The 22,415-nt window shown below is 60.3% G+C and carries 15 protein-coding genes; 10 read left to right on the plus strand and 5 right to left on the minus strand.

What is annotated here, in order from left to right:
• Positions 1–205: 205 nt before the first annotated feature.
• On the minus strand, positions 206–487 hold the full coding sequence (locus tag ACMUVN_RS21240) for a hypothetical protein (RefSeq protein WP_048338452.1): 282 nt from the start codon (positions 485–487) through the stop codon (positions 206–208).
• A 74-nt stretch (positions 488–561) separates the two neighbouring features.
• The gene (locus ACMUVN_RS21245) at positions 562–1,026 is read right to left on the minus strand and encodes a hypothetical protein (RefSeq protein ID WP_080759940.1); all 465 of its coding nucleotides are present in this window, start codon (positions 1,024–1,026) and stop codon (positions 562–564) included.
• Positions 1,027–1,182: 156 nt separating this feature from the next.
• Between ACMUVN_RS21245 and ACMUVN_RS21250 the strand changes: the two genes are divergently transcribed.
• From ACMUVN_RS21250 to ACMUVN_RS21270, 5 genes are all read left to right on the plus strand, one after another.
• Entirely contained in the window at positions 1,183–7,482 is a 6,300-nt protein-coding gene (locus ACMUVN_RS21250; RefSeq protein ID WP_132574991.1) for a HAMP domain-containing protein, read from the plus strand.
• Between the two features lie 10 nt (positions 7,483–7,492).
• Positions 7,493–9,166 (plus strand): response regulator, encoded by a 1,674-nt coding sequence (locus tag ACMUVN_RS21255; protein WP_047618922.1) that lies wholly within the window; start codon positions 7,493–7,495, stop codon positions 9,164–9,166.
• Positions 9,167–9,300: 134 nt separating this feature from the next.
• Positions 9,301–11,070, plus strand: a complete 1,770-nt coding sequence (gene treZ / locus ACMUVN_RS21260; protein WP_132574989.1) for a malto-oligosyltrehalose trehalohydrolase — start codon at positions 9,301–9,303, stop codon at positions 11,068–11,070.
• A 29-nt stretch (positions 11,071–11,099) separates the two neighbouring features.
• Positions 11,100–12,965, plus strand: coding sequence for a 4-alpha-glucanotransferase (malQ, locus tag ACMUVN_RS21265; protein ID WP_414815437.1), 1,866 nt, complete (start codon positions 11,100–11,102; stop codon positions 12,963–12,965).
• Positions 12,966–13,161: 196 nt separating this feature from the next.
• Positions 13,162–13,323 (plus strand): hypothetical protein, encoded by a 162-nt coding sequence (locus ACMUVN_RS21270; RefSeq protein ID WP_164735950.1) that lies wholly within the window; start codon positions 13,162–13,164, stop codon positions 13,321–13,323.
• Between the two features lie 190 nt (positions 13,324–13,513).
• Here the strand turns inward: ACMUVN_RS21270 and ACMUVN_RS21275 are convergent, their stop codons facing one another.
• Together ACMUVN_RS21275 and ACMUVN_RS21280 are read right to left on the minus strand one after the other, a co-directional pair.
• The gene (locus tag ACMUVN_RS21275; RefSeq protein WP_132574987.1) at positions 13,514–14,701 is read right to left on the minus strand and encodes a hypothetical protein; all 1,188 of its coding nucleotides are present in this window, start codon (positions 14,699–14,701) and stop codon (positions 13,514–13,516) included.
• A gap of 338 nt (positions 14,702–15,039) precedes the next feature.
• Positions 15,040–15,441, minus strand: coding sequence for a hypothetical protein (locus ACMUVN_RS21280; RefSeq protein ID WP_246740094.1), 402 nt, complete (start codon positions 15,439–15,441; stop codon positions 15,040–15,042).
• A 554-nt stretch (positions 15,442–15,995) separates the two neighbouring features.
• Here ACMUVN_RS21280 and ACMUVN_RS21285 point away from each other — a divergent pair.
• Both ACMUVN_RS21285 and ACMUVN_RS21290 read left to right on the plus strand, forming a co-directional pair.
• Positions 15,996–16,769, plus strand: coding sequence for a fumarylacetoacetate hydrolase family protein (locus ACMUVN_RS21285; RefSeq protein ID WP_132574985.1), 774 nt, complete (start codon positions 15,996–15,998; stop codon positions 16,767–16,769).
• 118 nt (positions 16,770–16,887) lie between these two features.
• The gene (locus ACMUVN_RS21290; protein ID WP_245294525.1) at positions 16,888–17,478 is read left to right on the plus strand and encodes a carboxymuconolactone decarboxylase family protein; all 591 of its coding nucleotides are present in this window, start codon (positions 16,888–16,890) and stop codon (positions 17,476–17,478) included.
• Positions 17,479–17,678: 200 nt separating this feature from the next.
• Here the strand turns inward: ACMUVN_RS21290 and ACMUVN_RS21295 are convergent, their stop codons facing one another.
• Positions 17,679–18,680: a LacI family DNA-binding transcriptional regulator gene (locus tag ACMUVN_RS21295; RefSeq protein ID WP_047618932.1), complete on the minus strand. Its 1,002-nt coding sequence runs from the start codon at positions 18,678–18,680 to the stop codon at positions 17,679–17,681.
• A gap of 379 nt (positions 18,681–19,059) precedes the next feature.
• Here ACMUVN_RS21295 and ACMUVN_RS21300 point away from each other — a divergent pair, with 379 nt between their 5' ends.
• Genes ACMUVN_RS21300 through ACMUVN_RS21310 form a run of 3 tightly spaced genes read left to right on the plus strand, consistent with a single transcriptional unit; the run spans position 19,060 to position 22,347 of the window.
• Positions 19,060–19,905 carry a branched-chain amino acid ABC transporter permease gene (locus ACMUVN_RS21300; RefSeq protein WP_176707320.1) on the plus strand — a complete coding sequence of 282 codons (846 nt, stop codon included), beginning with the start codon at positions 19,060–19,062 and terminating at the stop codon, positions 19,903–19,905.
• Between the two features lie 2 nt (positions 19,906–19,907).
• Entirely contained in the window at positions 19,908–21,650 is a 1,743-nt protein-coding gene (locus ACMUVN_RS21305; protein WP_132574983.1) for a branched-chain amino acid ABC transporter ATP-binding protein/permease, read from the plus strand.
• The gene (locus ACMUVN_RS21310; protein WP_047618937.1) at positions 21,640–22,347 is read left to right on the plus strand and encodes an ABC transporter ATP-binding protein; all 708 of its coding nucleotides are present in this window, start codon (positions 21,640–21,642) and stop codon (positions 22,345–22,347) included. Before ACMUVN_RS21305 ends, ACMUVN_RS21310 begins: the two co-directional genes overlap by 11 nt.
• Positions 22,348–22,415 lie beyond the last annotated feature (68 nt).

Raw genomic sequence — 22,415 nt, forward strand, 5'->3', positions numbered from 1 at the left:
CAATTGCGACTGATTTGCAACAAGGATTTTCGAGAAAGGAGCGGAACGAGAATTGTTCCCGCCGACACGCGTCGAACAACGCGTTGGTTTCTATCGCGGATCTATGGAGGAACAGACCGAGCCGGTTGCAACCGCTCGACTGATTTCAGACCATCTAAGCCTGCCACTGAGGCGCGGAGCGGGGACCGCGACTCGAACATGGTGATCAGCTCATCTTTCCCACGAGCTTGGCATAATCCGAAAACGTCAACTGTTCGCCTCTCCCGCTTGCCTCCTCGGCGAGTAGCAGCACTCGTATGGGAAACAGGATCGCGGCGCGGTTGGCATCCGAGAGCTCATGGTCGTCGTCCTCCTCGATGGCCTTCTTGGCTTTCGAGAGCGCGGCATTGAGTTCCTGACGGGTGAGCAGGTCCTTCTCGACGATTGCGTCGCATATCGACGCCATTGCCATGATCAGGCCCTTGAGCTGAAGGTTGGCCGTGTTCATAAGAGCTCCGAGGAAACGAGGGGCCACTTGACAACGCTCCGGCGCATCGCCGATTGCGCCGGGACATTGCTACGTCAGTCCGGTTGAACCGGCCGGATCGTGTCGACGGTAACTTCACCGTCGACGATCCCGCGCGTGACATCGCGCCGGTTCCGATCGATCTCGATGACGGTGTAGAGCTTGTCGTCCCGAAAGGCGCTCGCATTGGCCGTTGTGACATCCTCGGCGGGCGCCGCATCCACTTCCATGAAGTCGAGCTCACGAGCCGCAGCGACGATCCTGGCGTCGCCCGCCGTCCTGGCGGCGACGATGACAATACCGTGCCCCGGGGAATTGTCCCATCGCGGATCGTCAGGCGCCGCGATGGGCTCCAATCGGTAGATGTTGAGCATTTCGCCGCCAGCGCCGGACGCCGCCTGCGCAGCCGCGTCCTCGATTTGCGCCTGGCTCTCGACCGACTTTCCAAACGTGTTCGGGTTGGTCGCGTTGTTGATCTCTTCCTTGCCTGTTCTCGAGACGTTCGACATGTCGCTCTCCATTCGGGGTGGAAACGACGGCCGGCGGGAAACTGTTCCCGCGCAGGCGAAGTTTACGGCTGACGGCAGGACATATCGGTCTGTACAACCGCGCGGTCCGGCCATACCCTTTTTCCACTCGAGCACTAAATTATCTCCAGTCGAACAGGGGGGATTTTCGTGAGTAATCAAGCCAGTGAATTTTCGCGGGATAGCGTCACGCCGGACAGCATCAATGGGCACGACCACAAGACGATGGCGTTCGACGACGCCAGCGCGCTTCTGGAGGTCCTTGTCGCAGTCAGGCGCGGCGATTTTTCCGTGCGGATGCGGTCGGATCTCACAGGCGTCACCGGCAAGGTCGCCGACGCTCTCAACGACATCATTGCCGCCAATCAACGCATGGCCCAGCAGCTCGAACATGTGGGTCAGGTCGTCGGCCGGGACGGGCGAACGAGCACGCGCGTGCGCTTCGGCCTGTCTGATGGTTCCTGGTCAGAGATGGAAGGATCGATCAACGGCCTGATCGACGATCTCCTGTGGCCGACGACGGCCGTGACCCGGACGATCACGGCCGTTGCCAAGGGCGACCTGTTGCAGACCGTGCCGCTTGATGTCGACGGGCGGGCGCTCAAAGGCGAATTCCTGCGCTCGGCCGATATCGTCAACACGATGATCAAGCAGCTGAGCGTCTTCACATCGGAAGTGACGCGCGTTGCCCGTGAGGTCGGCACGGACGGAAAGCTCGGCGGACAGGCGCAGGTGCCCGAAGTGACGGGTGTCTGGAAGGACCTCACCGAAAGCGTGAACTCGATGGCGTCGAACCTGACGGCGCAGGTGCGCAACATCGCTGAGGTGACGATCGCCGTTGCCAATGGCGACCTCTCCAAGAAGATCACCGTCGACGTGCGCGGCGAAATCCTGCAACTGAAAGAAGCGATCAACACGATGGTCGACCAGCTCAGGTCCTTCGCCTCGGAGGTGACGCGCGTCGCCCGCGAAGTCGGCACCGAAGGCAAGCTTGGCGGACAGGCGCTGGTGCCGGGTGTGGCCGGCACCTGGAAGGATCTGACCGACAGCGTCAACGCCATGTGCGGCAACCTCACGGCCCAGGTGCGCAACATCGCCCAGGTGACCACTGCCGTGGCGCGCGGCGACCTGTCGCGCAAGATCACCGTCGACGTCTCGGGTGAAATCCTGGAACTGAAGGAAACCATCAACACGATGGTCGACCAGCTCAACGGCTTTGCCGGCGAAGTGACGCGTGTGGCGCGTGAAGTCGGCACCGAGGGGCGGCTCGGCGGCCAGGCGCAGGTGCCGGGCGTGGCCGGCACCTGGAAGGACTTGACCGACAACGTCAATTCCATGGCCTCGAACCTGACGGCACAGGTGCGCAACATTGCTGAGGTCTCGACCGCGATCGCCAATGGCGACCTGTCGAAGAAGATCACCGTGACGGTGTCAGGCGAAATCCTCGAGCTGAAGGAGACCATCAACACGATGGTCGATCAGCTGAACGCCTTCGCTTCGGAAGTGACCCGCGTGGCCCGCGAAGTGGGTACGGAAGGCCGGCTCGGCGGCCAGGCCAATGTGCGCGGCGTCGCCGGCACCTGGAAGGATCTGACCGAAAACGTCAACTCGATGGGCGGCAACCTGACGGCGCAGGTCCGCAACATCGCCGAGGTCTCGACCGCGATCGCCAATGGCGATCTGTCGAAGAAGATCACCGTCGACGTGAAGGGCGAGATTCTCGAATTGAAGGAAACCATCAATACGATGGTCGACCAGCTGAACGCCTTCGCTTCGGAAGTGACACGTGTGGCCCGCGAAGTGGGAACGGAAGGGCGACTTGGCGGCCAGGCCAATGTGCGCGGCGTCGCCGGCACCTGGAAGGATCTGACCGACAGCGTCAATTCCATGGCCTCCAACCTGACGGGACAGGTGCGCAACATCGCCGAAGTCGCGACCGCCGTCGCCCAGGGAGACCTTTCCAAGAAGATCACCGTCACCGTGTCGGGGGAAATCCTCGAACTGAAGGAGACCATCAACACCATGGTCGACCAGCTCAACGGCTTTGCCGGCGAGGTGACGCGCGTGGCGCGCGAAGTCGGCACGGAAGGGCGGCTTGGCGGCCAGGCGAACGTGCTTGGCGTCGCCGGCACCTGGAAAGACCTGACCGACAGCGTCAATTCCATGGCGGGCAATCTGACGGCACAGGTGCGCAACATTGCCGAAGTCTCGACCGCGATCGCCAATGGCGACCTGTCGAAGAAAATCACGGTGTCGGTCTCGGGGGAAATCCTCGAGCTCAAGGAAACGCTGAACACCATGGTCGATCAGCTGAACCGGTTTGCCTCCGAAGTCACGCGCGTCGCGCGCGAGGTCGGCACCGAAGGCAAGCTCGGCGGTCAGGCGCAGGTGCCGGGCGTCGCCGGCACCTGGAAGGACCTCACCGAAAACGTCAATTCCATGGCCTCCAACCTCACCGGCCAGGTGCGCAACATCGCCGAAGTCACGACCGCCGTGGCGCGCGGCGACCTGTCGCGCAAGATCACCGTCGACGTGAAAGGGGAAATCCTCGAACTGAAGAATACCATCAACACGATGGTCGATCAGCTGAACGCCTTCGCCGGCGAAGTGACGCGTGTGGCGCGCGAAGTCGGCACCGAAGGCAAGCTTGGCGGCCAGGCGCAGGTCTCCGGTGTCGCCGGCACCTGGAAAGACTTGACCGACAGCGTCAACTCGATGGCCGGCAACCTGACGGCGCAGGTGCGCAACATCGCCGAGGTCGCGACCGCGATCGCCAATGGCGACCTGTCGCGCAAGATCACCGTCGACGTGCGCGGCGAAATCCTGCTCCTGAAGGATACTTTGAATACCATGGTCGATCAGCTTCGCTCCTTTGCCGGCGAAGTGACGCGTGTCGCCCGCGAAGTCGGTACCGATGGCAGGCTCGGCGGCCAGGCCGTCGTTCCCGGCGTCGCCGGCACCTGGAAGGACCTCACCGACAACGTCAACCTGCTTGCCGCCAATCTGACGACCCAGGTTCGAAACATCGCCGAAGTGACGACGGCCGTGGCGCGCGGCGACCTGTCGCGCAAGATCACCGTCGACGTGAAGGGGGAAATTCTCGAACTGAAGAACACCATCAATACGATGGTGGACCAGCTCAATGCTTTCGCCGGCGAAGTGACGCGTGTTGCCCGCGAGGTTGGCACCGAAGGCAAGCTTGGCGGCCAGGCGCAGGTGCCGGGTGTCGCCGGCACCTGGAAGGACCTGACCGACACCGTCAACGTCATGGCCGCCAACCTGACCGAGCAGGTCCGCGGCATCGTCAAGGTGGTGACGGCGGTGGCGAACGGCGACCTCAAGCAGAATCTCACCGTCGCATCCAAGGGCGAGGTGGCCGCCCTTGCCGAAACCATCAACAACATGACCAACACGCTTGCGACCTTTGCCGATCAGGTGACCACGGTGGCGCGTGAGGTCGGCGTGGAAGGCCGCCTCGGCGGTCAGGCGAATGTTCCGGGCACAGCAGGCACCTGGAAGGACTTGACCGGCAACGTCAACCTGCTGGCCGCCAACCTGACGACGCAGGTGCGCGCCATTGCCGAAGTGGCGACCGCCGTCACCAAGGGCGACCTGACGCGCTCGATCAAGGTCGACGCGCGTGGCGAAGTGGCCGAACTCAAGGACAACATCAACACGATGATCGACAATTTGCGCCTGACCACAGAGCGCAACACCGAGCAGGACTGGCTGAAGACCAATTTGGCGCGCTTCACCAATATGCTGCAGGGCCAGCGCGACCTGACGCTGGTCGGCAAGATGCTGCTTTCGGAGCTAGCACCTCTGGTCGGCGCCCATCAGGGGGTCATCTACCAGGTGGATGCCGACGAGCGGCAGCCGGTCTTGTCGCTGCTCTCCGTCTATGCGCAAGGGGTCGAGGCGGCGCATCCGGCCCGGCTCGAATTCGGCCAGGGACTTGTCGGGCAATGCGCCAGCGACGCCCGCCGCATCCTGGTCACCGACCTTCCCGATAACGTCGTTCCAATCAGTTCCGGGGTGTTCACCACCCTGCCGAGAAGCGCCATCGTGCTGCCGGTGCATTTCGAGGGGCAGGTGAAGGCGGTCATCGAGCTTGCCTCCGCCGGCGAATTCACTGAGCTGCAGCTGTCCTTCCTCGACCAGCTGACGACATCGATCGGCATCGTCCTCAACTCCATCGAAGCGACCATGCAGACCGAAGGCCTGCTCAAACAGTCCCAGCAGCTTGCCGCCGAGCTTCAGACGCAGCAGCGCGAGTTGCAGCAGACCAACGAGCAGCTTGGGCAGAAGGCGCAACAGCTGGAGGAACGCAACGTCGAAGTCGAGGCGAAGAACCAGGAGATCGAGCAGGCCCGGCGCGCGCTGGAGGAAAAGGCAACCGAGCTCGCGCTGACGTCGAAGTACAAATCCGAATTTCTCGCCAACATGTCGCATGAGCTGCGCACACCTTTGAATTCGATCCTCATCCTCGGCCAGCAGCTGGGAGAAAATCCGGATGGCAACCTGTCGGGAAAACAGGTCGAGTTCGCCAAGACGATCCACGGCGCGGGCACCGATCTGCTGAACCTCATCAGCGACATTCTCGACCTGTCGAAGATCGAGTCCGGAACGGTCTCGGTCGATGCCGAGGAGATCTTCGTCAGCAATCTGCTCGAGATGATGGCGCGGCCATTCCGGCACGAGGCCGAAAACCGCAACCTGTCTTTCGCAGTCGATGTCGGCGCCGATGTCGCAAAGAGCCTCATCACGGATTCGAAGCGGTTGCAGCAGATCCTCAAGAACCTGCTGTCGAATGCCTTCAAGTTCACCGCGCAGGGCGGCGTGACGCTTCGCGTCGCTGCGGCAACGAGCGGCTGGTCGTCCGATCATCCCTCGCTCAAGCACGCGCCTTCGGTGATCGCCTTCGAAGTCGTCGATACCGGCATCGGCATACCGCCTGAAAAGCAGCGCATCATTTTCGAGGCCTTCCAGCAGGCGGATGCTTCGACGAGCCGCAAATATGGCGGCACGGGCCTCGGCCTGGCGATCAGCCGCGAACTGGCAAACCTCCTCGGCGGTGAGATCCAGCTGCGCAGCACGCCCGGGGTTGGCAGCACCTTCGTCCTTTACTTGCCGCTCACCTATGTCGGCGCCGGCGCGGTTGCGCCGAAGTCCGTTCCGCCGGCAAATGTCGTGGAATTCGCCGAAGCGGCCGCCAGCCGCCGGGCCGAAAAACCTGCCGAACATGTCGAAGACGATCGCCACCAGATAGCAGCCGGCGACTCGGTGCTGCTCGTCGTCGAGGACGATGCGCATTATGCTCGCGTCCTGGTGGATCTCGCCCGCGACAACGGCTTCAAGGTTCTGGTGGCGATGCGCGGCAGCGATGCGCTCGCACTCGCCCACGACTACAGGCCGGCGGCGATCTCGCTCGACATCTTCCTGCCCGACATGCTTGGCTGGACCGTACTCAGCCAGCTCAAGCAGAATCCGCAGACGCGGCATATTCCAGTCCAGATCATCAGCCTCGACGAGGATCGCCAGCATGGTCTGACCCGCGGCGCCTTCGCGTTCATGAGCAAGCCGACGACGCCGGAAGGGCTTGGCAAGGCGCTGTCGCGATTGAAGGCCTATGCGCAGCCGCGCCGCAAGCATCTGCTGCTCGTGGAAGACAACGAGGCCGAGCGTCTGAGCGTCACCGCCCTTCTCGGACATGACGACATCGATATCACCAGCGTCGGCTCCGGATCGGAGGCTCTCGCCGTCCTTCGGCATAATGCCGCCGACTGCGTGGTGCTCGACCTTTCCCTTCCCGACATGTCCGGCTTCGACGTGCTGGAGCAGATTCGCGACGACGCCGAGATCGGCGAGGTGCCGGTGGTCGTGTTCACCGGCCGGGAGCTTTCCGCCGAGGAAGACGCGACGCTGCACAGCATGGCCCGCAGCGTCGTGGTCAAGGGCGTCGAGTCGCCTGAGCGCCTTCTGGATGAGACGGCCTTGTTCCTGCACCGGGTCGTCGCCGACCTGCCGGCCGCAAAGCAGGCAACTCTGCGGGATTTGCACAGCTCGGATGAGGATCTGGTCGGTGAAACCGTCCTGCTCGTCGATGACGATGCCCGCAACATCTTCGCCTTGAGCAGTGTCCTCGAACGCCGGGGAATGAAGGTGCTGACCGCGACGACCGGCAGCGAAGCCATCGACGTCATCAACAACGAACCCTCTGTCGCGATCGTGCTGATGGACATCATGATGCCTGGAATGGACGGCTATGAGACGATGCAGGTCATCCGTTCGGAACCCCGGTTCCGGCGGCTGCCGATCCTGGCGCTGACGGCCAAGGCGATGAAGGGCGACCGCGAGAAATGCCTGGAAGCGGGCGCCTCGGACTACCTGGCGAAGCCGGTCAATACCGAACAGCTTCTGTCGGCTCTTCGTATGTGGCTGCATCGTTGAGGATCTGGCCATGAACCCCGTCAACATCCTCCTCGTCGACGACCAGCCGGCCAAGCTCCTGAGTTACGAGGTCATTCTCGAAGAACTCGAAGAAAACCTCATAAAGGCGCAATCCGCCCGCGAGGCCTTCGAGCACCTGTTGCGCACCGAAATCGCGGTGATCCTCGTCGATGTCTGCATGCCTGAACAGGACGGGTTCGAGCTCGTTAGCATGATCCGGCAGCATCCGCGCTATCAGAACACGCCGATCATCTTCGTCTCCGCCGTCATGCTCGCCGAACCGGATCGGCTGCGTGGCTATGCGGTGGGCGCGGTCGACTACGTCTCCGTCCCGATCGTCCCGGAGGTGCTGAGAGCCAAGGTGCGGGTCTTTGCCGATCTCTACAGGAAGACGCGGGAGCTCGAACGCCTGAACGCCGAGCTGGAGGCCCGCGTTCATCAGCGTACCGCCGAGCTCGAGGCTTCGGCAGCGCAGTTGCGTGAACTCAACGAAGAGCTCGAACATCGGATCGATCAACGGACACGGGAGCGCGAGGAGGCGCTCGCACAGCTGTTCGAGGCGCAGAAGCTCGACACGATCGGTCACCTCACGGGTGGCGTCGCCCACGACTTCAACAACCTCCTGATGGCGGTTCTCGGCAGCCTCAATCTTCTGAAGAAACGGCTTCCGCCGGATGAACGCAGCGAACGCTTGGTGACGAACGCGATCCAGGCGGCCGAGCGCGGCACGGCACTGACCCAGCGCCTGCTTGCCTTCGCGCGCCGCCAGGAGCTCAAGCCGCAGGCGGTGGATTTCCTCAGGCTATTCGAAAACGTCGAGGATCTCCTCGCCAAGGCGGTGGGGCCGCGCATCGAAATCCGCAAAAGCATCCCGGCGGATCTCGCGCCCCTGCTGGTCGACAGCAACCAGCTGGAACTGGCGCTGCTCAATCTGTTCGTCAATGCCCGGGACGCACTCGAAAGTGGCGGCGCCGTGACGGTTGCCGCGGCGGCCGAAGAGAGCCGGCCGGCCAGCCTCGCGGGCGGGAATTACATCAGGATATCGGTGTCGGATGATGGCGAGGGAATGGACGAGGCAACGGTCTCGCGTGCTGCCGAACCGTTTTTCACCACCAAAGGGGTCGGCAAGGGCACTGGTCTCGGCCTGTCGATGGTTCATGGCCTGGCGGCGCAATCCGGCGGCTCGATCCAGATATCGAGCGTAAGGGGCAAGGGCACGACCATATGCCTGTGGCTGCCCGTCGCCGAAACCTTCGTCAAGGTGTTGCCTGCCGTCGAGCCTCCGGCGACGGAGCCGTTGAAACCCTCGTCTCGGCCGCTTGCCATTCTCGTCGTCGACGACGACGCGCTGGTCAGGACGGGAACCGTAGCGATGCTGGAGGATCTCGGGCACCTGCCGCAGGAAGCGTCTTCCGCGTCCCAGGCTTTGGAATTCTTTGCCGGCGGACAGGATTGCGATCTCGTCATCACCGATCATGCCATGCCGGGTATGACGGGCGCGGAGCTTGCGCGTCACCTTCGCTCTTCCTTTCCAGGCCTGCCGATCATCCTTGCCTCTGGCTATGCCGAGTTTTCCGAAGACCATGGCCTCGGCCGGATGCTGCGGATGAAGAAGCCATTCACGCAGGAGCAACTCCAGGCGGCCATGGACCAGGCGCTCTCAGGCAAAGTCGCGGCGGCCTGACGATCCAAGCGTAAGGCGACCGGCCCGGCCATCCTGGTGACAGCGGCCGCTTTCGTGCGTCCGCTTGCGGACGAAACTTTTTGCTCCGGCAAAAGTTACCCAAATCCCATCCCAATTTCATCGAAGGCTTTCCCTTGACCAAAATGACGTTCGGCCCCGCATTCACCGAAGAGGGCATTCTGTTTCGCCTCTGGGCTCCCTTGCATGAAAGCGTGTCGCTGAAACTCGAAGGCGCTGGCCTGCGCCCAATGCAGGCAGCTGAGGATGGCTGGCACCGCTGCACCGTCGCGCAAGCCCATGCCGGTACGCTTTATCGCTTTGTCCTGCCGGACGGCTCCGAAGTTCCGGACCCCGCCTCGCGGTTTCAGCCGCAGGATGCGCACGGTCCGAGCGAAGTGATCGACCTTGCCACCTATCGCTGGAAGACGGATGCCTGGGCGGGCCGCCCCTGGGAGGAGATGGTCATCTATGAGATGCATATAGGCTGCTTCACGCCTGGGGGCAGTTTCAGGGCGGCGATCGAGCGTCTCGACCATCTGCAACAATTGGGCGTCACGGCGTTGCAAATCATGCCGGTCGGCGAATTCCCGGGCCGCTACGGCTGGGGCTATGACGGCGTGCTTCCTTACGCTCCGGACAACAGTTATGGCCGTCCGGAAGATTTCATGGCGCTGGTGGACGCAGCGCATGCGCGCGGCATCTCGGTTTTCCTGGATGTGGTCTACAATCACTTCGGACCGGACGGCAATTTTATCCCTTCCTACGCGCCGCTCTTTACCGACCACCACAAGACGCCCTGGGGCCACGGCGTCAATTACGACGGCGACGGATCGGCGATGATCCGTGAATTCATCATTCAGAATGCCCTCTACTGGATCACCGAATTCAGGCTCGATGGTTTCCGCTTCGATGCCGTCCATGCCATCAAGGACGACAGCGCCGAGCATCTGCTTCACGCGCTTGCCCGCCGCGTCAGGGCGGCGGCGGTCGGTCGGCATATTCACCTGATCGTCGAAAACGAGGAAAACGACAGCGAGTTGTTGTCGCGTGACGAAAACGGCGAGGCGAGCCTCTTCACCGCACAATGGAACGACGACGTGCACCATGTGCTGCACATCACCGCCACGGGCGAAACCTTCGGCTATTATGCCGATTATGCCGAAGACCCCGGCAAGCTCGGCCGGGCGCTGGCGGAAGGCTTCGTGTTTCAGGGAGAGCATATGCCCTATCGCGGCGGAAGCCGCGGCAGGCCGAGCGGTCACCTGCCGCCCACCGCTTTCATCTCCTTCATCCAGAACCACGACCAGATCGGCAACAGGGCGCTGGGGGACCGGATTCTGGCTTCGAGCCCGGCGGATGCCGTCAAGGCCGTTACTTCAATCTACCTGCTGGCGCCCGAGATCCCGATGCTGTTCATGGGCGAGGAATGGGGCGCCAGAGAGCCTTTCCCCTTCTTCTGCGATTTCGACGAGCATCTGAACGAGAAGGTCAGAAGAGGCCGCCGCGAGGAGCTGTCGCGTCTGCCGGGCTTCGACGCAGACGATCTTCTCGACCCGACGGCGCCATCGACCTTTGCCGCCGCCAAGCTGGATTGGTCGAAATGCGCTTCCTCCGATGTTCTTGATTTTTACAGGACGCTTCTCGGGCTCCGGCACCGAAGGATCGTGCCCTTGCTGAAAGGCGCCGGCGCCGGAAAGGCGGTCTATCGCTCAGCCGGAAGCGCGCTCGCGGTGGATTGGACCCTGGCGCAAAACCGGCGTCTTCATCTGCGCGCCAATCTCGGCAACGAGGCGGTGCCGCTCTCCTTGCAGCAGGACGACACTGAGACGATCTTCCGTCTCGGCGGCAGCGACGGCGATAATCTCGCGCCGTGGACGGTGATGTGGAGCATCAGCGAAGCGTGAGGGCGGGCTGACAGGAAGGCGATCGAACGATGAAATCCGCTGAGCTCGACAAGCTCGCTCGCCGGCACGGCATCAGCCCGACCAGGCCCAGTCCGGACAACCGGGAGGTGACGGTATCGGGCGAGACCAAGCGGAAGATCCTCTCGGCATTGAAGATCGACGTGACGGGAGCGGTCGATCACGAGGCCGGCGCGCCGCGGCGGGAGCCTAGGCCGGCACGCAGGAAGATTCCCACGTCATTTCTGCCGGATTTCCTTTCCGCTACGCGGGTCTGGGGTGTGAGCCTGCAGCTTTACGAGCTCCGTTCGGCACGCAACTGGGGCATAGGAGACTTCGAGGATCTGGCCGATATGGCGGATCTCATGGGATCGCTGGGCGCCGATTTCATCGGCCTCACCCCGCTTCACGCGCCGTTTCTCGCGGATCCCGAGCGTTGCAGCCCCTATGAGCCCTCGAGCCGCCAGCATCTCAACCCGCTCTATATCGCGGTCGACCGATTGCCGGGTTTTGTCTGTAGTCCGGAACTCGAACGGCAATTGGCAAGCCTTCGCCAAACCGATCTCGTCGATTACGTCGGAGTAGCAGAGATCAAGCTCGAGGCCCTTCGCAATCTCTGGCCGGCCTGGCGACAGCGCCGCGTCAGTGACAAAACATACGACCCGGCCGATTTCGACGCTTTTGTTGCGCAAGGCGGCGACAGCCTGCGCCTTCACGCGCTTTTCGAATGCCTCTCCTTTTCCATGGTCGAGCGCGGCTCGGGCGCCGGCTGGCAAAGCTGGCCGGCAGACTTCCAGCACTTCGACAGCGCCGCTGTCGCCGAATTCGAGCGTGGGCATGCGGACGATGTCCGCTTCCACATGTGGCTGCAATGGCTCGCCCATCGGCAGCTAACGCAGGCGGCGGACCGGGCTGGGAAGGCCGGCCTGCGGATCGGGCTCTATCTCGATCTGGCCGTCGGCGAGGCGGTCGACGGTTCGGCGACATGGAGCGAGCCTGACATCTATGTCTCGAAGGCCACAATTGGCAGCCCGCCCGATCCCTTCGCCGTGGACGGGCAGGACTGGCACCTCGCCGGATACCTGCCTTCGGCAATCGCTTCAGGAGAAATGTCGCCTTACCGGCGGATGGTGAGCGCTGCCATGCGATATGCGGGCGCCATTCGCATCGACCACGCCGCAGCGCTTCGCCGCCTCTTCCTGGTGCCATTAGGCAGCAGGCCGGACAAAGGCGCCTTTGTCCGCTATCCCGAGGATCGGCTTTTGCAGATCCTCGCCGAGCTATCCGCAGAACATCGCTGCCTGGTCATTGGAGAAGATTTGGGGCTGATCCCCAAGGGATTGCAGGAGGATCTGGCGGCGGCCCACATTCTCTCCTATCGCATTCTTTCCTATGAACAGGACGAACAGGGTTTCAAGCCGGCGGACGTCTATCCCGTCCTCGCTTTGGCCTGCATTTCGACCCACGACCATCAGACGCTTGCCGGCTGGTGGCGTAGCGCCGACATTCAGGCCCGCTCCGACCACGGCATCGTGCCGCCCGATCTCACCGAAAAACATCGCGAATACCGCAAGCGAGAACGGAGAAACCTGAAGGCCGCCTTCAAGCTCGCCGGCCTCGATCTGCCGGCCCGCCTCGCGCGCGCCAAAGCAAGCGAGCGGACGCTGAGAGAACTGACCGTGAGCGCCTATCGCTTCATCGCCAGGACACCCTCGCTTCTCGCCGTGGTCCGTCTCGCCGACCTTACCGACGAGAAGAGACCGACCAATGTTCCCGGCACCAGTGACAGCTATCCGAACTGGAAGCCGAAGCTATCGTTTTTGCTCGAGGATCTGATGCCGAGCCCGCTGCTCAAGAGCGTGACGGCGGCAATGCGGGAGGAACGGCCACGGGACTGATCGAGGTTGGGGCGAGCCGTCAACTTCGTCATTGTCGCTCAATCGGGTATCCCAAACGAATGGAAATCAATCGGGAAGGGAACGAATAGCAGGCCGGCGAATTTTGAAGGAATAAGGACAGGGATCGTCGAGACGAGGCTCCGTCCGTTTCGCCGCTTCAGATGCGGCACGCCTAATATTGATGGAAAATACGACCATGACGACCGCATTCATCCTTATCGCATTGGCGCTGATCATCATATACGCCGGCCCGACATTGCTGTTCATCTGCGTCGGATATGCCGATTATGTGCTGGAGCGGCGAAGGCATATGGTAGCTCTGAAGCACGCCGTGAAGCGTCGCAGCGACGAGTTCTAGAGCAATTCCTGAAGGGGCTGATCCAGAGAGAGGTTGGCAAGTAACCCGCCTCCGGCAGCCGGCGTTCCTAAAGCGCCCTGCAAAGATCCTAGAGCATTTCCGTTTTTTTTCGAATCACGGAAATGCTCTATCTCTTTGTTTTCACGCAAGTCCGGACGCAAAACTGCGACGCCCTTTTGCCGGAATTGCTCTAGTCGTTCGCGGTGACCTTGACGCCGAGCACCGAGGGAATGGTGTTCGGTGCACCCATGGCAGCACCCATGATCATCGGAAAGGGAACCGGCTTTTCCGGCGCGGCGCTGATCGTCAGATTTTTCGGACCGTCGAGATAGGTGTTGACGGCGGCCGACACCTGGTTTTGCAGCTCGGGTAGGTTGAGCTGTGCCATCATCATCGGCACAAGACCTTTCAGCGATTGCGCCAGTTGATCGCCCGTGACGCCCTGCTGCGAGCCAGCATAGTCAAGTGCCTTCTTGGTGATCGAGGCATCGTCGAAGCGGATCGAAGCGCTGTTGAACGTCAGCTGCTGCATCAGCCCCAACATCGCAAGGCCGGCGGCCTGGTTGGCCTCTTCCTTGTTCGGATTGGCCTCGGCGGTTTTTACCGCCTGCTGCAGCGATTTGATGAAGCCCAGCGTGTAACCGGAGAAGTCGACGGCGAAATTCAGCCGGCCGATATTCTTGAAATCGAAGGCATATTCGTCGACGGCGACCTTGCCGTTTTCGATCTCCCAGTTGCCCTTCATCGTCACGGTGCCGTCGAGCGTCGTCAGCCCGAGCTTCGCGATGGCCTCCTTCGCGCTCGCCTCCTCGACCTGCGACAGGTCGGCTTTGATGCCGGCGACATTGGCGTCATAGGCAAAGCCGCCGTCCTGGCGTCCGAGGTTTGACTCGATACTCTCGATAGCAAGCACGTCCTTGCCCTTGATGTTGAGAGCGATTGGGCCGGTGCTGACGGTTTCATAGAGGAGGATATCGTTCAGCGTGTCGCCTGATGCATTGGCGGGGATCGTGAGGCCGACGATCAGGATGTCCTTTGCGGAAAAACGACCTTCCTCCTGGCTCATATCGATATCCGGGAAAGAGACGCCCTTGGCGTAGTAGCCGCCGCCTTCGGTTTCCTCGACGCCCTCGAAGGTGAGGTCGCCGATTTTCAGCGTGTCGCCGGGCAGGTTCGCATATCCCACCTGGACGCCTGTCGCCGTTACCGTGTCGCCGTCGACATCCGCCTTCTCAAAAGTGATGACCGTACCGCCGGCACTGGTTGCGGCATTGAGCTTCTTCATCATGTCGGCGCCATCAAGGGCAAGCGCCGGGCCGGCGAGCGTCAGGAATGCGGCGCTTGCCATCATCATGTGGAGATTGCGTATGGGCTTCATCGAGATGTCCTTATGGAGAAAGTAGATGCGAGGTTTGTGAACATTATCCGGACGTGTCTCTCCCACGCTGAGAACGGAGAGGCGAATGCATGTCCTGGTGATCAGGTAAGCTAATTGGGGGGCGATAAGGTTCGGATCAGCCGCAACCCCAGGGCTGACAAAAAATGGCCATCCCTACGCCGGCCGTGGGCGGCAGCATTTTCTCTAGCAGGGGTGGTTTTGCGATTCATTCTCACACATAAAGTGTATTTCTTCGATTCTTGCAACCCTTTGAATTCGGATGCCAAACCGGAAATATGGGTGTTGTCAGATGCACCGGAATGGGGGGTCCAGCTTTTCTAAGCCCGCGGCACTCGCCCGCGCAACAGATAGGCGAGCGCAAAGATTACCAGAAAGGGATAGACGAGCACGATGATTGGCAGACCGGCGGCAAGCGCATCATTCTGCAGATAGATGTTGAGGACGCCGGCGCCGAGCACCAAGGGATAAAGCGGCGCAAATCTGTCGAACCACATCCTGAACGGTCCTGCCAACAGCAGAACGAGCGCCGGCAGAATGAAAATGCCAAAATTTCTTGCAACATTCATGAGTTCAGCATCAAGCGGTTCGGGGAATGAATAAATTCGGTCTAGTTGACGGGCCGCCCACAGAGCGGCGATTGCCGCCCCTGCATATCCCGCTGCTCTTGCTAGCATCGCCGAACGTTCCTTTCGTTCATCCTCCCGCATTGATACGGCCATGCCTTCACCGTATCCACATGCATTGCCCGATGTCTTAGTGTTTTTTGCCTAGGCTAGGACGACGTGCCCGTCGGAGGAAAGCGCTTCGAGGAGTGCCCCTTCCATTTTGGTGTTTCTGATCTGCAATGTGCGGATTGCGACGGGACGGAGCGAGAGCGTCGTCGAGGGATTCAGTGGAGCTTTGCGTGCATCCGGTGTTGCTGACAGCTAACCTCATGGGCAGCGAACTGCTGTGATGTAGCTCAGCATATGCTGAATGACTTGCCGGTCCACAGAGCGGGTGGGCTTATCCGCTGTCGGAGGTTCTGCTGCTTGTGCTGCGTGCGACAGTTGAGCGGCATGGAGGATTTCGTCGAGATCCGGCTTGGGGGCGAGGAGCGGATTATCTCTCGGCAATAGCCGACTGAGGGGTTCGGCGAGAAAGTCGCAAGGCCCGAACGACTGACGGTGTCGCAACCGTTTTATTGCGGGTGATCTAGTTAAAGCCGTAAGGCGAGATAACGTTGACGAAGCCTCTGCAATTGCGCTAACGTTAGCAAAAATTGGAGACTAAGATGAAGATTGTGCGCTACCAGTCAGCCGATGGAATTCACTACGGGGTCGAAAGCGAGGGCAGGATCGAGCGGATTGCTGGCGATCCCTTCCAAGCAGTCGAGCTAACCGGGCAGATGGATTATCTTTCCGACGTCCGCATACTATGCCCGATAGAGCGACCTCGCATATTTGGGGTCGCGTACAATTACCGGCAGCACACCGACGAGTCCGGAAAAGAACAGCCAACGCTCCCGGTGCTGTTCATGAAGCCAAGCACGGCTGCGAGCGGCAACGGAGATGCGATTGAATATCCAAGTGATGGCGAAATCGTCCACTACGAGGCTGAACTGGTCGCCATCATAGGCAAAGGCGGACGCCACATTCGCAAGGAACATGCCTTGCAACACGTCCTCGGCTACACATGCGGTAATGATATCAGCGACCGCATCATACAGCGGCAGGAGAGCAAGTTCGGTTGCCTGCTGACGGGTAAGGGCTACGATACTTTTGCGCCGATGGGTCCGGCTATTATAACAGATCTCGATCCGACAAACCTTGACGTCATCCTTCGTCAGAACGGCACCGTCAAACAATCGGGGAATACGCGAGACCTCGTCTATTCAGTTGCTGACATTGTCGCTTACTTGAGCCGCTTCATGACATTGCTGGCCGGCGATGTCATCATGACCGGTACGCCTGCGGGTGTCGGGCCGATCGTTCCCGGCGACGATCTTGAGGTGGAAATCCCCGGTATCGGTGTTTTGAAGAATCCCGTGGTTCCTGCGCTGCATTAAGCGGCGCACGAGCGGAGATTGTTTCTAAACGGCTTGCATTTTCACGGCAAAGATTTCGGTTGACCTTAAGTTCTCGAGTGCTATTGATGCTAACGTTAGCACTTGCCTGTGAGCTGGTTTGCACCGGGCGACCTTCGGGCAGGAAGATTTGCGAAGACAAGCTGAAGGTGGAGAAATGGCACGAGTAAAATATATCTCGAATACCGAACTGGCCGAGAAGCAACCCGCACTCAATGAGCGCCTGCTTAAGGAGAGGAAGGTTCCGACCGGAAATATCTTCCTCGCGCTCGCCAATGCTCCGGCAGTCCTCAACGATTTCCTGACCTATGCAAATGCGGTCCGGGCGGCTGACCTCAGCCCGAAGCTGCGTGAAATGGCGATCCTGACGGTCGGTTACTGTACAAACTCCGAGTACGAAGTGAAGCATCATCACTCTCATGGCCTCAGGGCGGGCCTGACGGAGGAGCAATTCCATGCCATTCCGAATTTCGAAAACTCGGATCTTTTTAACGAGCAGGAAAAGGCTGTGATGGCCTTTGCCAAGGACTCCACGCTGAACGTTGATGTTTCCGATGAAGTGTGGAACGGGGTCGCAAAGTTCCTGTCGGAGAAGCAGCTTGTCGAACTCGCAATCAACGTCGCCTGGTACAATTCCGGCGTTCGCCTCATGGGCGCGCTGAAGATCGATCTTGAAGAGGGATACCGGTGAGCAAGCGGGCGGCGCGGAAGCTGCGTCCGCCTCGGCTTGCCGCATAGTTTTGGCGGCGTCTCATCAAGATTATTCCAAAGCTTTCAGCGTCCGGCCTTGGGATATGAATCGCAGCCAATCAAAGAGAGGTGCACGTCGCAGGGCGGGCGCCTCTCTCTGATTCGGAGGCTTGCTGCGGGAGATCGACATCCTGCCGGCGTTCACGGAGCGCTCGTGCTGCCGCGAATGACCAACTGGGGCGGAGAGATGAAGCTGTAGGGCTTGCTTAGGTCACCCTTGTTCTGAAGATGATGCAGGAACCAAAGCCCGCAAGCCGTTGCCAACTCCGAAACAGGCAACTGGACTGTCGTCAGTCCCGGCCCCCACCACCGATACCCAAGCTCATCGCCGAACCCGATGACGGAAATGTCGTGGGGGACGCGCAAAGCCTGATCCTGTATTTCATCAATGACTCCGGAAGTGTTTTGTACCGCACCGATCACAACCGCCGTCGGTCGATCCTTTAAGGAAAGAAGGCGACGCACGGCCTCCCGTCCGAATTCGGTGGACGAAGGCGCGCCCAGTTCCTCATGAACGGTGATCGTGTGGCCGGAGCTCTTTACCGCGTCCCGGAAACCCTGCACGCGGGCTGCGCCAGTGGGCAGCTCTTCCGTGCCGCCGATATAAGCGATCCGTTTGTGACCTTCATTGATGATATGTTCAGTGCTTTCGTAAAGTGCCCGTCTGTCATCAATCCCAAACCATTGGTCGCCGAGCAGCGGCGCCTTTCGCAGCAGTTGGATGTGAGGCGTCATCTTCAGGATTCGCGCAGAATCGGGATGAGGTTTTGCGCTCGGGACCAGAATGATCCCGGCGACGTTGACGCTTGTGAGCTCCTTGATGTGACGAAGCTCGTGCATTCTGTCGTCATCGGTTTCGCACAGGGTCAGCTGGTAATTCGCTGAAAGAAGGCACCGCGAGAGAGCATGGGCAATAGTTGAATAAAAGCTGTTCCGGATATCTGGAACGATCAGCCCAACGAGATTACTCTGAACCCCACGCATCATGCGTGCGGCACGATTGGCAATATACCCCGCTTGAGTTGCAGCTTCGTTCACCTTTCGCTTCATCTCGGCGCTGATGCGTCGATCGTCGGCAAGGGCGCGACCCACGGTTGAGGGTGAAACTTGCAGTGTGGCGGCGATGTCTTTAATTGTTACCATTGTGCTTGGCTCGAATGATCACTTTCGCCAACGATAGCACTGACGTCGCAGTTGTCAAACTCCGAAATCACAATCGATTTCGCCAAATCGATGCGATCTAATTTTCGCCCCAATGCTTCGGCTCGGCGACGAGATGTAGTCATAAAAATTCCAAATTTCTCATAGGCTTGATCTTACGTTCCGGAACTTCTCTGTCCTTGTCGCTGCGCCTGAAGCGAACTTCGGCAGCGAATTAACCTGTTGAACGCCGTTGACAGGCAGGCTTCGCTATGAGACGAATGTTGTGCGAACGTTAGCGCAAACGGGAGGAGGCATAACGTATGGATGTTCTGGTGTTCCTGGAGCCGATCATCGTATCCACAGAAGGACGTGGATCCTGATGACCCTTGCTCTTTTCTTGCAATCGGCTGTCGGTGGCGTCTTGCTGGGTGGGATGTATGGCCTGCTGGCGATGGGCCTCAGCCTGAGCTGGGGCTTGTTGAAGCTGGTGAACCTCAGTCACTTCGCGCTGGCCTTCCTTGGCGCTTACCTGACCTATCAGTTTGGCACCGTTTACGGCGTCCCGGCATATTTGAGCGTTCTGGTGATCGTGCCGCTGTTTTTCGCGCTCGGCGTTGCGCTGCACAGCGTGTTCGTGCGCTTTCAGGTGAAGGAATTCGCGTCTCTCCTGGTGACGTTCGGCGTCACGATCCTGATCGAGTCGCTGATCCAATGGATCTGGTCGGCTGACTTCCTGCGCTATGAAACACCCTATGCCCAGACCACCATCCGGCTCGGTCCGATCTTTGTGCCCGTGCTGGATCTTTCCGCCTTTGTTTGCGCCGGGGTGCTTGCTGGAGCGGCCTGGTACGCGTTGAACAAGACCATGCTCGGCAAGGCGCTGCGTGCGGCCGCCCATGACGCCCCCGTAGCGTCAGCTTTCGGCATCAACTCTGCTCGCGTGTCATATATTCTGGCTGGCCTTTGCTCGGCGACAGCGGGTATCGCGGGTGTCTTCATCGCCCTGATCGGAACTTTGGCACCATCTCAAATCGAGGCCTGGATAGGGGTCGTATTTGCCGTCGCCATCATTGGAGGATTGGGCAGCCCCATCGGTGCGCTGGGCGCCGGAATGCTGATTGGCGTGGCCGAGAGCCTTACAATGTCCGTTGTAAATCCCGCTTGGGCGCCGCTCGTAGCATTCAGCGTGCTCATCGTCATCCTCTTGCGCAAACCGGTGATTTGACAATGAAAAAGCTTCTGATCACGGCGCCTATCGTAGCGGTCCTGGCCTTGCTGCCTTACCTGGGAATGGCGGATTACTACCTTTCCTATCTGTATATCATCTTCTTCTGGGTCGTGCTGGCAACGAGCTGGGGCATCCTGAGCGGTTATACGGGTTACTGGAGTTTTGGTCACGCCGCGTTTTTCGGGATTGGCGTCTACACAACCGCCACGCTGGCGACGCAGTTGTCGTGGCCTTTCGTCGCGACGATACCTGCTGCAGCACTGTTGGCGGCCGCGATCGCCGTTCTGATTGGCATGGTTGTCTTCCGTTCCGGAACTCTGCGCGGTGAATTCTTCGCGCTGCTGACGCTGTCGGTGACGTTCGTTGTCGCGGCCATTGTGTCAAATACCTCGCTGGACTCGGGCACAGGCGTATTCCTCTCGGGGATCGAAATCCCGATGATCGGTGTGACGGCGTCCGGCTCTCTCTACATGTTCGGGCTTATCGCGGTTCTTGCTTCGCTGGCGACGTCATACTTCATCTTTCACAGCAAATTCGGTCAGGGCTTGCTCGCAATCCACGACGATGAAGACGTTGCAGAGGTGAAAGGCGTTCCCACATTTCGTTATAAGCTGATCTCGTTTGCGGTTTCGTCGGCACTTGCAGGCGGAATGGGTGCGATTCACGCCGTATATGTAGGCTACGTCACTGTTGGCGAGACGTTTGCGGTGACCGTTCCTCTCTATGTGGTGCTTATGAGCATTCTCGGCGGTGCTCGCCATTGGGCCGGGCCTGCGATCGGCGCGGTCATCATCACCGTGCTGCAGAGCGCTATCGTCAGCGGCGCTCATGCGGAATTCGGCCGTGCCGGCGTCGCTCTTGCGCTGATCGTTGTAATCCTCGTGCTGCCGTCCGGCATCGTCCCCAGCCTTATCCGCAGCTTTGCCGGCAGACGCGGCGGAATTGGCGCACCGGAGACGGCTGCCCAGGCCGGTACTCAACTCGCGCCTCTAGCCGCGGCAGGTTCCGATCCGGTGCTTCTCAAATGCGAGAATGTTACCAAATCCTTCGGCGGTATCCGCGCCCTGACCGGCGTCACGCTGGACGTTTGGCGGGGTGAAATCCTGGCTCTGGTTGGGCCGAATGGCTCCGGCAAGTCCACACTGATCAACATGATCAGCGGCCACTACGCCATGACCTCAGGTACGATAACACTGGAAGGCGAGGAGATTTCCGGTCGGTCACCCCATCTGATCGCGCAGCAGGGCGTGGCGCGGACGTACCAGATCCCGCGCTTGTTCGATAATCTGACGGTCCTCGAAAACGTTCAGCTCTGCGCGAAATTTGGTAGCGCAGATGGCATGGGCGCGGCTGCGGTCGACGCGGTTACCAGGGAGGCGCTGGCCTTTACCGGCCTGGCTGGGAAGGCCGGCGTGCTCCCCGCAGCATTGAACCTGCATGACCGAAAGTTTGTCGAATTCGCGAGAGCGCTGGCCGCAAAACCGCGTCTGCTCCTGCTCGATGAGGTGCTCTGTGGCTTGAATCCGGCCGAGGTCGACCACGCGGTTGAAATGATCAAGCGGATCAAGGCTGGCGGTACGACGATCATCTTCGTTGAACACCTCATGCGGGCGGTTGTCGCTTTGGCGGACCGTGTCGCTGTGCTGGATCAGGGTAAAGTTCTGGCGCTTGGGCATCCAAGCGAAACGATGAGAGATCCGGCTGTGGTCAGCGTATATTTGGGGGCCAGTGATGCTGCTTGAGGTCGATAAGATCGAGGTCGGTTATGGAGATGCGATTGCTCTGTGGGACCTGTCCATCGGTGTAAAGCCAGGCGAGATCGTTTCGGTCGTCGGTCCGAACGGGGCGGGCAAGAGCACGCTGGTCAATGCCATCGCCGGAATTCTCCGCCCGCACAAAGGAAAGATCGTTATCGAGGGTAACGATGTTTCCAAGGTGCCGAGCCATCGGGTCTGCGATTACGGCATTGCGGTTGTCCCGGAAGGGCGCCGTCTCTTCACGATGATGACGGTCCTCGACAATCTGTTGCTCGGTGCGTACCGCTCGGTCGCTCGTACGGAGCGCGACGCCACGCTCGCTGAGGTATTTCAGCTTTTCCCTATCCTGAAAGAGCGCCAGGATTCATTGGCGGGTTCCTTGTCGGGTGGGCAGCAGCAAATGGTTGCGATCGGCCGTGGCCTGATGGCCAAGCCGCGCGTGCTTCTCATGGACGAGCCGTCGCTCGGGCTGTCGCCTTTGATCGTCGGGGAAATGTTCAAAATCATCCAGATGATCAATGAGCGAGGCGTAGCGGTGCTGCTCGTCGAGCAGAACGTGAACAAGGCGCTGGAAATTGCCCATCAGGCCTACGTGATCGAGCAAGGTCGCGTGACGGCCTCTGGAGCGCCGGAGGTTCTCATCAATGATCCAAGCATCAGGGAGGCGTATCTTGGTATCTGAAAATTCCAGCGGGAGAGTTCCCGTACATCTTCGGCGCGTCGTGACGGAACACGGCAGTCAGGGTGCTG

Source organism: Rhizobium sp. IY2 (assembly GCF_047532935.1).
In the GTDB taxonomy this organism is placed as follows: Bacteria; Pseudomonadota; Alphaproteobacteria; order Rhizobiales; family Rhizobiaceae; genus Rhizobium; species Rhizobium anhuiense.